The sequence below is a fragment of the Streptomyces sp. Q6 genome (assembly GCF_036967205.1).
Classification (GTDB): Bacteria; Actinomycetota; Actinomycetes; order Streptomycetales; family Streptomycetaceae; genus Streptomyces; species Streptomyces citrinus.
In genome coordinates, this window is the sequence record NZ_CP146022.1 from 4782931 (window position 1) to 4797071 (window position 14141).

The 14141-nt window shown below is 71.0% G+C and carries 11 protein-coding genes; 5 read left to right on the plus strand and 6 right to left on the minus strand.

Annotated features, from left to right (window positions below):
• Window positions 1-75: 75 nt before the first annotated feature.
• The gene (locus V2W30_RS22370) at window positions 76-591 is read left to right on the plus strand and encodes an ATP-binding protein (RefSeq protein WP_338699089.1); all 516 of its coding nucleotides are present in this window, start codon (window positions 76-78) and stop codon (window positions 589-591) included.
• Between the two features lie 13 nt (window positions 592-604).
• Here V2W30_RS22370 and V2W30_RS22375 read toward each other — a convergent pair whose 3' ends face one another.
• Entirely contained in the window at window positions 605-1717 is a 1113-nt protein-coding gene (locus V2W30_RS22375) for a tyrosine-protein phosphatase (protein WP_338699091.1), read from the minus strand.
• 346 nt (window positions 1718-2063) lie between these two features.
• Between V2W30_RS22375 and V2W30_RS22380 the strand changes: the two genes are divergently transcribed.
• Window positions 2064-3194: an ADP-ribosylglycohydrolase family protein gene (locus V2W30_RS22380; RefSeq protein WP_338699093.1), complete on the plus strand. Its 1131-nt coding sequence runs from the start codon at window positions 2064-2066 to the stop codon at window positions 3192-3194.
• A gap of 106 nt (window positions 3195-3300) precedes the next feature.
• Here V2W30_RS22380 and V2W30_RS22385 read toward each other — a convergent pair whose 3' ends face one another.
• Both V2W30_RS22385 and V2W30_RS22390 read right to left on the minus strand, forming a co-directional pair.
• Window positions 3301-4872, minus strand: a complete 1572-nt coding sequence (locus V2W30_RS22385) for a sodium:solute symporter family protein (RefSeq protein WP_338699095.1) — start codon at window positions 4870-4872, stop codon at window positions 3301-3303.
• A gap of 340 nt (window positions 4873-5212) precedes the next feature.
• Window positions 5213-6007 (minus strand): SDR family oxidoreductase, encoded by a 795-nt coding sequence (locus V2W30_RS22390; protein ID WP_338699097.1) that lies wholly within the window; start codon window positions 6005-6007, stop codon window positions 5213-5215.
• Window positions 6008-6090: 83 nt separating this feature from the next.
• Here V2W30_RS22390 and V2W30_RS22395 point away from each other — a divergent pair, with 83 nt between their 5' ends.
• On the plus strand, window positions 6091-6936 hold the full coding sequence (locus V2W30_RS22395; protein WP_425244582.1) for a hypothetical protein: 846 nt from the start codon (window positions 6091-6093) through the stop codon (window positions 6934-6936).
• 110 nt (window positions 6937-7046) lie between these two features.
• On the opposite strand, the gene V2W30_RS22400 is transcribed toward V2W30_RS22395, so the two are convergent.
• From V2W30_RS22400 to V2W30_RS22410, 3 genes are all read right to left on the minus strand, one after another.
• Window positions 7047-7247: a DUF397 domain-containing protein gene (locus V2W30_RS22400; RefSeq protein ID WP_338699099.1), complete on the minus strand. Its 201-nt coding sequence runs from the start codon at window positions 7245-7247 to the stop codon at window positions 7047-7049.
• Between the two features lie 260 nt (window positions 7248-7507).
• A complete protein-coding gene (locus V2W30_RS22405; RefSeq protein ID WP_338699101.1) occupies window positions 7508-8365 on the minus strand; it encodes a helix-turn-helix transcriptional regulator in 858 nt (285 codons plus the stop codon).
• A gap of 317 nt (window positions 8366-8682) precedes the next feature.
• Window positions 8683-9420 (minus strand): GOLPH3/VPS74 family protein, encoded by a 738-nt coding sequence (locus V2W30_RS22410; RefSeq protein ID WP_338699103.1) that lies wholly within the window; start codon window positions 9418-9420, stop codon window positions 8683-8685.
• 1239 nt (window positions 9421-10659) lie between these two features.
• Here V2W30_RS22410 and V2W30_RS22415 point away from each other — a divergent pair.
• Together V2W30_RS22415 and V2W30_RS22420 are read left to right on the plus strand one after the other, a co-directional pair.
• The gene (locus V2W30_RS22415; protein ID WP_338699105.1) at window positions 10660-12150 is read left to right on the plus strand and encodes a D-alanyl-D-alanine carboxypeptidase; all 1491 of its coding nucleotides are present in this window, start codon (window positions 10660-10662) and stop codon (window positions 12148-12150) included.
• Window positions 12151-12284: 134 nt separating this feature from the next.
• Window positions 12285-14135 carry an MFS transporter gene (locus V2W30_RS22420; RefSeq protein ID WP_338699107.1) on the plus strand — a complete coding sequence of 617 codons (1851 nt, stop codon included), beginning with the start codon at window positions 12285-12287 and terminating at the stop codon, window positions 14133-14135.
• Window positions 14136-14141 lie beyond the last annotated feature (6 nt).

Genomic DNA, 14141 nt, shown 5'->3' on the forward strand with positions numbered 1-14141 from the left:
AGCCCCGCACGGACGTTGCGTAACCCTGGTCACAGTATGTGACGACCCGGAACGCTGTGCAGCATGAACGGCTCAATGAACGTCACGGAAAAGAAGCACTTCACGATCCTGCTCTCCTCCACAAGGCGCGGCGCCCGCCTGGCCCGGCTGCTCGCGGAGCGGCAGCTCGCCGAGTGGAAGAGGCAGTCGCCCGAGGCGGAACACGTCGTCGCCGAGCTCGCGGCGAACGCGGTGCGGCACGGCCGGGTGCCGGGCCGGGACTTCCGGCTGACGCTCACCCTGGACGCGGCGCGCACGCTGCGTATCGAGGTCGCCGACGCGCGACCGGACCGGGTGCCGCGTCGTCGGCAGCCGGACGACGAGGGCGGCCGGGGCCTGCTGATCGTCGCGTCGTACGCGGACCGCTGGGGCGTGACCAGCGGTGATACGGCGGCGCCCCACAAGACGGTCTGGGCCGAACTCGACGCACCGGAAGCCGGGTCGCGGACATTCGGTCATGCGGCGCCGCCGGTGCCGCACGAGGACCGAACCGCCCGCCCCGGAGGTCACCGTGAGTGTGGGACTACCGCACGAGCGCCGAGGACGTCTTGAGGGGGCGGGCCCGTCAGACCAGCAACTCGGCCTTCAGCGTGCGCAGTTCGGCCGGGGACAGGCCCAGGGCCCGCTTCTCGTACGTGCGGAACGAGCTGAACTTCTCGCGCACCTCGTCGAACCCGGAGTTCAGGTACGCGGCGCGGACGTCGAGGAGCGGCTTGTAGACCTTGGCCTGCGCGGGCGGCATCGAAGCGAGCGCCGCGGCGTTGGCCGCCGCCCGGTAGTCGTTCGAGGCGAGGTAGTCCGCCATCACCGTCTCGCGCGGCACACCGAGCGCCGTGAGCAGCGCGGCGTTCGCCCAGCCCGTACGGTCCTTGCCCGCCGTGCAGTGGAACAGGACACCGTCGCCGCCGACCGCACCGGCGAAGACCTGCCGGTAGGCGGCCTGGGCGGTGTCGCCGCTGACCATGAACTTCTCGCCCTCGGTCATCATCGTGACCGCCTCGGACTCGGTCGTCGGCATCGCGGTGAAGGTGCCGGAGCCGGCCAGCACGTCCGCGACCACGTACGTCGTGCCCGCCGGTACGCGGTCGGGTGCCGCCGCCCGCTCGGACGCCATGCGCAGGTCGTAGTCCGTGCGGATGCCGAGTCGCCGCAGCTTCGCCAGGTCGGCGTCGGTGAGCCGGTCGAGCGAGTCGGAGCGGTACACCTCACCCATCTTCACCCAGTGCCCGTCGGTGGTCCGGTAGCCGCCCGCGTCGCGGAAGTTGACGGCGCCGTCGAGCTTCACGAGCCGGTCGGCGAGGTGCAGTCCGCGCCCGTGGTCGGGTACCAGGTCGAACCACTGCCGGTCGGCGCCCGCCGGGAGCCCGGTGACGGTGACCCTGCCGGCCGATCCGCCGCCCGCGACCGTACGGCCGCCCGCCTCGACGGTCACGTGCCGCACGCCCGGCGCCTGCCAGGCGATCTCGTACGTGCCGGGGGTCGCCGTGGCCGTGACCGTGGCCTGCGTGAACGGGATGCGGGCGGGGGCCGCGCCGCCCGGGTGGGCGGAGGCGGCGGGGGCGGCGAGCGCGACGAGGAGGGCGGCGGCCGAGAGAACGGTGACGCGGGTCGGCAGGTGCTGCCGCGACGTCAGGGACTTCTGCGACGCCAGGGCCTTCAGAACAGTCAGGGGCTTCATGGGGCGGATGTTTCGGGGTGCCGGGGAGCGGGGCGCGACGCCGTGGTGAACGGCGGGCGAAGCGCGGGCGTCCAACTGCCGGGGAGCCGTGGCGGCGGCGTGCACGAGCTGTGCGCCTTTCTTCGCGCGCCCTCACGCATGCCTTCATGGGCGGCCTCACGCGCGCCCTCGTGTGCGCCTTCGCGAAGTGGGCAAATGTGGGCTCAAGTGACCTCAAGGGCGTCTTTTCGCATACCAGTTGAGTCCGCTTGGGTCGCTGAAGCGAACGATCCTGGCGGGGCCCCGTCGAATAGAGTGCTGCCGTCGGCCGGTCGTGACAGGACGCGACGTGACGTGAGGGGATCCCATGGGTGCACCGCCCGCCGGCGCTGCCGTGTGGGGCCGCGCCGAACAGCAGGACTTCCGCAGCCGGGTGCGCGGCACCCTGCTCGGATCCGCGCTCGGCGACGCCCTCGGCGCCCCGCTCACCGGCCTCACGCTCGACGCGATCCGGGAGGCGCACGGCGCCGAAGGACTCACGCAGCTCGTGCCCGCGTACGGGCGCATGGGCGCGGTGACGGCGGCGACCCAGCTCGCGCTCTTCTCCGTCGACGGCCTCATCCGTGCCCAGGTCCGCAGGGACACCGGCGCCTGGCACCCGCCCACCGACGTGCACCGTGCCTATCTGCGCTGGTCCGCGACCCAGCGCGACTGGGGGCCCGACGAGCGGCGCAAGGAGGACGGCTGGCTGGCCCGCGAGGAGTGGCTGTACTCGCGGCGCGGCGCCTCCCAGGCCTGTCTGCTCGGGCTCGGCAACGACGTGATGGGCACCCTCGACCGCCCCAAGAACCCGGACGCGGCGGGCCCCGAGGCGGCGACCCGCTCGGCGCCCTTCGGCCTGCTCGTCGGCTGGGAGCCGCAGCTCGTGCTCCAGCTGGCCGTGGAGTGCGCCGTCCACACGCACGGGGCGCCCGCGGCCTATCTCTCCGCGGGCGCCTACGCCGTGATCGTGCACGCCCTGGCGCGCGGCGACTCGCTGGACGCGGCCGTGCAGCGCGCGATGGTCCTGCTCGCCGCCCGTCCCGGGCACCCGCCCGTGGTCGACGCGCTCAAGCAGGCGCTGGGCGCCGTACGCCAGGGCATGCCGAGCGCCGCCCGGGTCGGTGAGCTCGTCGCCCTGGACGAGACGTCGGGGGCCGTGGGGTCCCTGGCCGCCGCTGTGTACTGCGCGCTCGTCGGCGAGGACATCCGGCACGGCCTGGGCCTCGCCGTGCACCACGACGGCCCCTCGTCGGACACCGGCGCCCTGTGCGGCGGCCTGCTGGGCGCACTGCACGGCGAGACGGCGCTGCCGCCCGCCTGGGTGGCGGAGCTGGAGGGCCGCGCGACGATCCTGGAACTCGCCGACGACTTCGCGATGGAGATGACCCAGGGCCCGGCCCTGCACGGCCCCGGCACGGCGGCACCGGGCTGGCTGGCGCGCTACCCGAGAGCCTGAGAGGCGCCCGCCCCTGCCCGTACGAGGACGCGTACGGGCAGGTCTACGGGTATGCGTACGGGCCCGCGGGTGATCGCTCACCCCCGGGCCCGCTCACGTCACGGCGCTACAGCCGCGTCACGTCGTCCGCGGCACCCGCGGGCGCCGGTACCGCCGCCGCGCCGGCCGACCCGGGGCCGTCGTCGTCGGTGTTGAGGCGCTCGATGATCGCGTCGCGCTCCGGGGTGTCCTCCGGCTTGATGAAGCCGATGACGATGTAGAGCACCAGCGAGACCGCCAGCGGGATCGACACCTGGTACTGGAGCGGCACTCCGCCCTCGACGTTCCAGTTGATCGGGTAGTTGACCAGCCAGAACGCCAGCAGACCCAGGCCCCAGCTGGTGAGCGCCGCGGTCGGCCCCGACTTGCGGAACGTGCGCAGCAGACCCAGCATCATCGGGATCGCGATCGGACCCATCAGGCCCGCGACCCACTTGATGACGACGGTGATGATGTCCTTGAACGTGGGCGAGTTGACCTGCGTGGCCACCGCCATCGACAGGGCCAGGAAGATCACGGTCGTCAGCCGCGCCGCGACCAGCCCGGTACGGGCACCCCAGTTCCGCGCCTTCTCGGAGAGCGCCGGGGCGACGTCACGGGTGAAGACGGCCGCGATGGCGTTGGCGTCGGAGGAGCACATGGCCATCGTGTGGGAGAAGAAGCCGACGATGACCAGGCCCAACAGGCCGTGCGGCAGCAGCTGTTCGGTCATCAGGCCGTAGCTGTCCGAGCCGTCCGGCTTCTGTGCCTGGACCAGGAGCGGCGACATCCACATAGGGAAGAAGAGGACGACCGGCCACACCAGCCACAGGATCGCCGAGAGCCGTGCGGAGCGCTTGGCCTCGTGCGGGCTCGCCGTGGCCATGTAGCGCTGGGCCTGGTTGAGCATGCCGCCGTTGTACTCGAAGAGCTTGATGAACAGGAACGCGATCAGGAAGACCGTGCCGTACTGCCCCACGAGCGGTTTGTCGTGGCCCTGCAACTCCGGCCGGCTCCACGCGTCGAGGAAGCCGATGTTCTTGTCGCCGAGCTTCAGCACGACGGCGACGAACATCGAGACGCCGGCCAGCAACTGGATGATGAACTGGCCGAGTTCGGTGAGCGCGTCCGCCCACAGGCCGCCGATGGTGCAGTAGACGGCGGTGATGGCGCCGGTGATGAGGATGCCCTGGTTGAGGGAGATCCCCGTGAACACCGACAGGAGCGTGGCGATCGCCGCCCACTTCGCGCCCACGTCGACGATCTTCAGCAGCATTCCGGACCAGGCCAGCGCCTGCTGCGTGCCCAGGTTGTACCGGTTCTTCAGGTACTCGAGGGGAGAGGCCACGTGCAGCCGCGAACGCAGCCGGTTGATGCGCGGCGCGAAGAGCGTGGAGCCGATGGCGATGCCGAGCGCGATCGGGAAGGACCACGTGACGAAGGACGTCACGCCGTACGTGTACGCGATGCCGGCGTATCCGGTGAACATCACCGCGCTGTAGCCGGACATGTGGTGCGAGATGCCGGAAAGCCACCAGGGCATCTTGCCGCCGGCCGTGAAGAAGTCGGAGACGTTGTCCACACGCTTGTGGGACCAGACGCCGATCGCGACCATCACACCGAAGTAGCCGATGAGCACGGCCCAGTCGAGACTGTTCATGTGCCCCCTCCAGGGGTCCGCCTTGTGAACGTTGCGGCTCTTCGTCAGTACGTCCGTTCCAGCGGGCGCCCCCGTGCGGGAGTGGGGACTTCGGGGATTGAACCGCCTGTTCGGCCGGTCGGTCAAGGGCATCGACGGTCACGGATGTGAACCGAGATCAGCAAGCCGAACGATTTTGCATTTTCGTGACCAGGCGGGGAGTTGTCGTGAACGTGACGTCGGCCACACGATGAGCGGGCACTTCGTCAGTGCCCGCAGGTGGCCGCAGATACGGATACGACCGCACGGGATGCGGGTCCCGTGCGGTCGCGTAGTGAGAGCAGTGAAGGGGGTGGTGCGCTCAGCGCATCAACTCACCCGCGTTCACCAGGAGTTGCTGGCCGGTGATGGCGCGGGAGCGGTCCGAGGCGAAGAAGACCGCCGCGTCCGCCACGTCGCCGTCGGTGGCGAGCTCCGGCAGGGCCATCCGCTCGGTCAGCCGGGCGAGCACCTCCTCCTCCGACGCGCCCTCGGTGTGCGCCGTGAACTGGACGTACGCCTGCACCGGCGGGCCCCACATCCAGCCCGGCAGCACCGTGTTCACGCGGATCCGGTACGGCCCCAACTCCCGCGCCAGGGAGTACATCGCGCTGGTCAGCGCGCCCTTCGACGCCGCGTACGCCGCCTGTCGGACCTGGGTCGGCGCGGCCACGGCCGACTGGGTGCCGATGATGACGACCGAGCCGCCGCGTTCCTTGAGGGCGGGCAGGCAGGCCCGTGTCATCCGCAGGGTGCCGAGCAGGTTGACGTCGATCACCTCGCGCCAGGTGTCGAGGTCGGCGTCCTCCAGGCCGCCGAAGTAGCTGTCCCAGGCGGCGACATGGACCACCGCGTCGACCCCGCCGAACCGCTCGCGCGCCAGCGCCACCAGTGCCTCGCACTGCGTCTCGTCGCCGATGTCGGTGGAGCGGTACGCGGTCCGGGTGCCGGCCGGGTCCAACTCGGCCGCGGATTTGGCCAGGTTGGCCTCCGTGCGCGCGCCGAGCACCGCGTTGCCCCCGTCGCGCACCACGGCCGCCGCGACCTGGTGGCCGAGCCCGGCGCCGACACCGGAGACGATCACGGTTTTCCCGGCGAGCGGTGCGTCCTGCGCCATTGGGTGCCTCCCGACTCTGGCCATCTATCTGACGGGGCGTCAGAGTATGGGCGTCGGACGGAGGTTGGAAGGGGATGAGCGGCATGGAAACAGGTGACACGCACAGCGGGACGTACGCGGAACTCGCGGCCGTCGGACCGTACGGGGTGCGCCCCGGGCACGCCCTGATCACCATGGTCGAACCGCACCCGGGCCACGAGTACGCGTACAACCGCTGGTACGAGGACGACCACTACTACGCGGGTGCCATGGCCATGCCCTGGATGTACGCGGGACGCCGCTGGGTCGCCACCCGCGACCTCCAACTCCTGCGCTACCCGGAGAAGTCGGCGGTCGCCGAGCCGGTCACCGCGGGCTGCTACCTCTCCACGTACTGGGTCACCGAGGGCCGCTACGACGAGCACATGAAGTGGACCGTCGGGATCAACAAGCGGCTCAACCGGGACGGCCGGGTCTACCAGGACCGTACGCACGTCTTCACCGCGTTCCAGGACCACGAGGCGACGGTCTACCGGGACGGGGCCGCCGGCCCGCGCGACTACCACGCGCTCGACCACCCGTACGCCGGGCTGGTGCTGGAGGTCGTCGACGTGGAGCGGGCCGAGCAGCGGGCGGCGGTGCTGGAGTGGCTGCGCTCGCGCCATCTGCCGAAGGTGCTCGCCGGGTCACCGGCCGCGCTGGTCACGATCTTCCGGCCGACGCCGCTGCCGGGCGACCGGATGACGTACGTGAAGCAGGTCGAGGGCGTCGACACCCGGCTGACGCTGCTGTGGTTCCTGGAGGCGGATCCGCGCGACTGCTGGCAGGAACACTTCGCCGGGCTGGGGGAGCAGCTGGCGGGGGCCGGGCTCGGGGCGCGGGTGGAGCTGATGGCGCCGTTCGTCCCGACGGTGCCGGGAACGGACCGCTATGTGGATCAGCTCCGCTGAATTCATGATCCGGAAAGGGCCGAGCCCCCTCGGCCAGGACGGCGGGCTAGTCGAGAGGGCTCCTACGTGGTGCTCTGTGTTGCATATGTGGTTGTTGTGCCGTTCTCAGATCAGAAGGAACCCGTGCTCACCTCGTGCACGAACGCATTCCACGTGTCGGGGGTGAAGTCGATCGAGGGGCCTTCCGTGACCTTCGAGTCCCGGACCGCGATCGCCTGAAGGACAGGCGACTTGACCTCCACGCAGGCGCCGTTGCCCGTGGAATAGGAGGACTTGGTCCAGGAATCCGTAACGCCCTGGTGAATTGCCATGTTTGCTCCGGTCTAGCCAGTTGTCGAATTGCATCCCGCTCAGAGGATCAGAGCGGTTCGCGCCAACGATGTTGTCTTGATGGCGTGATCGACGCTACTCGCCAACTCGGGTGTATGAAGCGGCCATTCACCCAACCGGATGGCATATTCCATGGGGGTCTTCCATTTTTCCGAGGCGAAGGTGTACCGTGCGGCGCCTTTGCCTCGGAGGCACGATGAAAGCGCGGAATCCGGCCTTCCGGAGATCGTTCCTCCGGACGTCAGCGGGCGTGTTCCTTGGCGATCTCCGAGATGAACTGTCGGGATTGCTCCACATTCAGCGCTTGTGCCCGCAGATGCTCGTACATGACGCTGTACTTCTGCACATCGTTGGCCTTCTCCAGGTAGAGATCGCTGGTGACGCCCTCGATGTAGACCACGCTGGAATCCGCCGCGTCGGGGAACTCCAGGATCGCGTACTGCCCGTTGAGCCCGGGGTGCGCCCCCATCTCGAACGGGATCACCTGCACCGTCACGTGCGGCAGTTGGGACTGCTCGACGAGGTGCTCCAGCTGCTCGCGCATCACGTGCTTGCCGCCGACACCGCGGCGCAGCGCCGCCTCGTCGAGCACCGTCCACAGGCGCAGCGGGTTGTCGGGCGCCTGGATGCGCTCCTGGCGGCGCATCCGCACCTGGACGCGCTTCTCGATGTCCTGCGCCGTCGTCTCCGGAAGCGCGCCGTTGATGAGCGCCTCCGCGTAGCCGCGGGTCTGGAGCAGGCCGGGCACCACCTGCGGGTCGTAGACGCGCAGCGACGCCGCGTCGGTCTCCAGGCCGATGTAGACGCTGTACGGGATGTCGCCGAAGGAGTGCCACCAGCCCTGCTGGCGCGAGTCCTTGGCCATCTGCATCAGCGAGTCGACGATCCGGTGGTCCTCGACCTCGTAGACCCCGCACAGGTCACGGACGTCGCGCTGGCTGATGCTGCGCCGCCCGTTCTCCAGGCGGCTGATCTTCGACTGCGACACCAGCAGGCGCTCGGCGACCTCCTCGGCGGTCATGCCCTTGAGCTCGCGGAGCCTGCGCAGCTCCTGGCCCAACCGGCGTCGCCTGACAGTGGGATTGACGTTGGACGCCACGGGACGTGCACCTCCGGCTGCGTGCATTTTCTTGTTCTGCGTACGGGTCTGCCTACGTTGTGTATCTGCTGCTCAGCAGATTGCCACCCTGGTGCGTCCGGCGCTGGCAAACAGCGGATATCCATGGCGTACGCAGCGCGAACGCGACCGCGCGGGGCGATGGCCGGGGCACCGTCCTGAGGTGCGGACGTCCGGTCATCGCCCCGCGCGGTACTGCGGCTCCCGAACCGGGTCTGTGGGGACTGCGGTGCGGCGCTGTTGCGGGTGTTGTGCGTGTGGTGCGTGTCGTGCCTGGTGTTACGGGTGCTGCTGCCCGCCTAGTGAGCCACGGCGCGAGCCATGGAACCGTGGCGCGGCTGCATCGGGACGCCCCTGGCGGGCTCCGGTGCGGGCCGGCCCGCCGGTGCGGCGGGCGAACGGCGTGGCTGAGCGGCCACCCCGTTCTGGACGTCCATCACGGCGTGCGCCACGAGGCCGCCCATCGGGTCGTGCCTGATCAGGTCCCGCAGCCGGGATCGGGACGAGCGTCCCTCGTTCCCCGGGTACAGGTGCTTGCCGAGTCCGACCGCGTGGGCCAGTGCGGCGAGCGCCGCGGTCCGGGGGTCCGGCGGAACGCCGGTCCGGATCGCGCTGTCCAGCCGGGACCTGATCTCCCGGCTGATCGCTGTCTCCGTCGCCTGGTAGCGAGTCGTCGGCAGCACCCCGCACATCTGTCCCGCCACGGCATGCACCATGCCGCACCGCTCCAGGTGCGAGAGATAGGTCTGGCGAAGGCCAAGGCGCGGCCCGCCAATCCAGTGGACCGCCCGCACAGGAGCGCCGCGCCTTCGCAGCAACTCCAACGCGCAGTCCAGTGTCGGATCTCCGGTCGGCCGTGGTGCCACCACGGCGATACGATCCCCGTCTGGGGCTATCCGTCCGGCCAGCGCCAGCTCTACTAGCTGTGCTCCGGCCAGACCTAGGTCGAGCGACTGCGGCTGCGCTGTGGTACCCGTGGCCGGGTCCAGAGCGAGCAGCAGAAGCTCCTCCGGAAGTGTTCTGCGGCTCCTGCCCATCCATGCCTCCCCGCGTGGATGAATGACAGGGTGACCCCTCTCACATTGGTCTGTCGAGAGTGCGTGGGGGCTTTGGGCGGGAACCGGCAGGTATGTCGTTCTCGTCTACCGGGGGGGTTAAGCCCCCACACAGGACACTGGTACATGGTTCGGACAGGGTCAGACAGGCGCAGACTGTCCGGCACGTCAGTCGTAAGCGGTCGAGGAGGCATCGGTGGCGGGGACCCCCGACAGGTCGGGAGAGCAGAAGGCGTCGGGCGGGACGACCCCGGACGAACGCGATCCGCGGCTCGCGGTGGCGCGCAGTACTCCGTCGGGATCGGGGTCGGCCCCGGCCGGCGTCGATCAGCCGACGGCCGTGTTCTCGGTCCGGGCGACCGGGTCGGACGCGGCGGACGACGCCGCGGCCCCGGAAGAGCCCGGTGACGCCCGTCTGCGGGCCGCTGTGGCCGCGTGGGTGAACGGGCCGGAGGGCGACGCCCAGGACGGCCCTGAGGGCGGTTCTGCCGGGTCCGGCGGTGCGGCTGAGGCTGCCGCCCCGGAGCGGGACGGCGGCGCGGAGCCGGCGGAGCCCGAGGTGGAGGCCACCGTGGACGCCGACGCCGACGCCGAGCCGACGGCGGAGGTGACCGAGCCCGGGCCGACGGCTGACGCCGCTGGGCCCGATCCCGAGCCGGAGCCTGACGCCGAGCCGACGTCCGACGCCGAGCCGGAGGACGCGGCCGAGCCGACGTCCGACGCCGAGCCGACGGCTGACGCCGAGCCCGAGCCGCAGGACGCGGCGCCCGAGCCGGCCGAGCCCGAGGCCGACGCCGAGCCCGAGGGGCTGCCCCGGAGACCGAGCCCGCTGCCGCGCCGAAGGGCGACACCGAGGCCGAGGCCGAAGCCGACCCGAAGCCCGCTGCCACGCCGAAGCCCGACGACGCCGAGCCCAAGGCAACCGACGCCAAGCCCGCCGCGCTCAAGGCCGACGAGCCCGAGGCCGCCGACGCCAAGCTCGCCGCGCCCAAGCCCGGCACGGAGCCCAAGGCTGCCGAAGCCAAGCCCGCCGCGCTCAAGGCCGACGAGCCCGAGGCCGCCGACGCCAAGCTCGCCGCGCCCAAGCCCGGCACCGCGCCCAAGCCCGACGACGCCAAGCCCGCCGCGCCCAAGACCGATGAGCCCAAGGCCGCGCCCGCCGTCGACCACCCCACCGCCGTCTTCAAGGCCGTCGCGCCGCCGGTCGATCAGCCGACGACCATGCTCAAGTCGCCCGTCGCCGGCGGTTCCGCGCCGGAGAGCGACGTCGAGCGCACGAGCCGGTTCGTCCCGCTGAAGCCGCTCGACGACAGTGCGAACGCGAAGGCGAAGGCAAAGCCGAACGCGAGCGCGCCGACCGGGACCCCGGTGGAGCCCGCCGTGCCCGAGCGGACCACGCAGCAGCCGCTGCCGCCGAAGCCGCCGATCGACCTGCTCGCGGAGCTGACCAACACCCCGCCGCCCCCGGAGACCCGGGTCCGCACCACTGTGCGGCGGTTCAAGATCTGGACGCCGGTCGTCCTGCTCCTGGTCGTCGTGTTCGCGATCGTGCAGGCCGTGCGCCCGCTGCCGACGCCCACCCTGAGCCTGACCGCGCAGGAGACCGTCTCGTTCGAGGGCGGCAAGCCGTCCGTGCCCTGGCCCGGCCAGGGACAGGCGGCGATGGACGTGAACGGCATCGGCACGTTCGGCACGTCCGGCAGCCAGAAGCCCGTACCGATCGCGAGCATCGCCAAGGTCATGACGGTCTACGTCATCCTGCGCGACCACCCGCTCAAGACCGGTGCGAAGGGGCCGATGATCCCCGTCGACGCGGCCGCGCAGAAGCACTACGAGACCGGCAAGGCCGAGAACGAGTCGGTGGTCAAGGTCACCGAGGGCCAGAAGATCTCCGAGTACGAGGCGCTCCAGGCGGTCATGCTGCCGTCCGCCAACAACATCGCCAAGCTGCTGGCCCGCTGGGACACCGGCGAGACCTCCGAGGACGCGTTCGTCGAGAAGATGAACAAGACGGCCGCGGAGCTGGGGATGAAGAACACGACGTACACCGACCCCAGCGGGCTCGACAAGACGACCGTGTCCACCGCCGAGGACCTGGTGAAGCTGGGGCGCGCCGCGATGGAGAACCCCGTCTTCAAGGAGATCTCCCGGCAGAACAAGTACACGGACCTCAACGGGGACGAGCAGAAGAACTTCCTCGGACTCGTCCCGACCGTCGCCGTCGGCATCAAGACCGGCACCACCACCGCGGCGGGCGGCAACATCCTCTTCGCCGCGGAGAAGACCGTCGACGGCAAGCCGCAGACGATCATCGGCGCGGTCCTCGGCCAGTACGGGAGCAACGGCGTCGCCAACATCGACGAGGTCACCTCGGCCACCCGCAAGCTGATCGAGGCGGGTCAGCAGGCGCTCACCGCGAAGACCATCGTGAAGAAGGGCGACGTCGTCGGCGAGGTCGACGACGGCATGGGCGGCACGACCCCGGTCGTCGCCACGAAGGACGTCTCCGCCGTCGGCTGGTCGGGCCTGACCGTCCGGCTCGCCCTGGACGACCGCAAGGGCGAGACGGTGCCGCACGCGGCGAAGGCCGGCACCGAGGTCGGCGTGCTCAGCGTCGGCGACGGCAAGAACGACGCCGTCGAGGTGCCCGTCGCCCTCCAGGAGGATCTGGCCGAGCCGGGCCTCGGCGCGAAGATCAAGCGCGTCGGATAACGGTTCCGCGGGAGGCCGGTCGGCATCGGCCTCCCGCGGCGCCTGTTCACAGACTCCGTGCTAGCGTCGCGAGACCGGGGCAGGACCGGGACGTTCCCTCGGTCGTTCGGACGGTACGTACGGGAGTGTCAGCAGTGACCACAGCGGAGCCGACGCGCGCCGACGACGCCGAGCCGGGTTCCGGGCAGGTGCGAATACGGGTCCCCGCGCAGCCGCAGCAGGACCGGGAACCGTCCACCGCCGGAGCGGGACCGCAGGGCCGGCCGTGGTGGCTGCGTGTCGCCCGGCACCCCGTCACTCTCGCCACCGCCGTCGCCGCGGTGCTGCACCTCATCTGGTTCTTCACGTTCGCGAACAGTGGCGGCGACCTCGCCGCGCAGGACGCGTGGGCCGAGTTCGTCGGCCGGCACCCCGACTCCGCGTACAACCTCGCCTGGTACGGCGGCATGCACCCGGTGTCGTACAGCGTCGTGTCGCCGTATCTGATGTCGGTGCTCGGCGTACGGACGACGATGATGGTCGCCGGGACCCTCTCCGCGGCGCTCCTGGCCCTGATCCTGATCCGGCCGCGGGCCGTCGTCCGGCCGCTGTGGCCCGCCCTCGCCGGTGTCTTCGCGCTGCTGTGCAACGCCGCGTCGGGCCGCGTCACCTTCGGCCTCGGCATGATGTTCGGGCTCGCCGCGGTCGCCGCCGTCTTCTGCTGGCCCTACCGCTGGCGCCACCGGCGATGGGCGAAGGCGGCCGTCGCCGCGCCGCTCGCCGGGCTCGCCACGGCCTGCTCGCCGGTGGCGGGCCTGTTCGTGGGACTCGTCGCCGTCGCGCTCTTCCTCCAGAAGCGACGGCCCGGGGCGTACGCGCTGGGCATCGCGCCCACCGTCGTCGTCGGGCTGTCGGCGTGGCTGTTCCCGTTCTCCGGGACGCAGCCGATGTCGTTCTGGTCGACGCTGCTGCCGATCGCGTACGGCCTGCTCGTCTGCTTCCTGGTGCCCAAGGAGTGGGTGACGGTGCGGATCACGTCCGCCGTCTACACCCTGTCCGTGCTCCTGGTGTGGCTGATCAGTTCGCAGATCGGCTCGAACATCACGCGCCTGCCGATGCTGTTCGCGGGCGTCGCGCTGCTCGCCGCGCTGCCGTTCACCGTGCCGCGCTCGCGCAAGTGGTACGTCGTCGTCATCGCGTTCGTCGGGTTGAATGGCTGGATCGGGTTCAAGTCCGTCGACGACGTCGTCCGGACGACCCCGGAGGCGTCCTGGGCGCGCGAGCTTGCGCCCCTCGTCAACGAGTTGCAGGACGTCGGGGCCGAGCGCGGCCGCGTCGAGGTCGTGCCCGCCCGCTCCCACCGGGAGGCGTCCGCGCTCGCCCCGTACGTGAACCTGGCGCGCGGCTGGACCCGGCAGGCCGACATGAAGCGCAACCCGCTCTTCTACGACGACAGCCTCAACTCGGCGAACTATCACGAGTGGCTCAAGCGCTGGGCCGTGCGGTACGTGGTGCTGCCGAAGGGCGAGCCGGACGGCGCGGGCAGCGAGCGCGAGCGGGAGCTGGTGCAGCGCGGGCTGCCGTATCTGAAGCAGGTCTGGGGCGACGCCAACTGGCAGCTGTTCGCCGTCACCGACCCGACGCCCATGGCCGAGCCGAACGCACGCGTCGACGCCGCCGAGCAGAGCGAGCTGACCATCGAGGTGACCAAGCCGGGCCACGTCCTGATCCGCGTCCCGTACTCGCCGTGGCTCGCGGTCGTCGACGAGGACGGCAAGGCGCTGGACGCGCCGCGCGAGACGGAGGCGTCGCAGCGGGCGCGGGAGGGCGACGACAGCCTCCCCAAGCGGTTCGACAACGTGCACGGGTGCCTGTTCGAGACGGCGGAGGACGCGTCGGGGGACCAGTGGACCGAGCTCGTCGCCCCGCGGGCCGGCACGTACCACCTGGCGGCGCCCTACAAGTGGTGGTCCCGGGGCACGCCCTGCCCGGACGAGCTGCGGTAGGCCCGC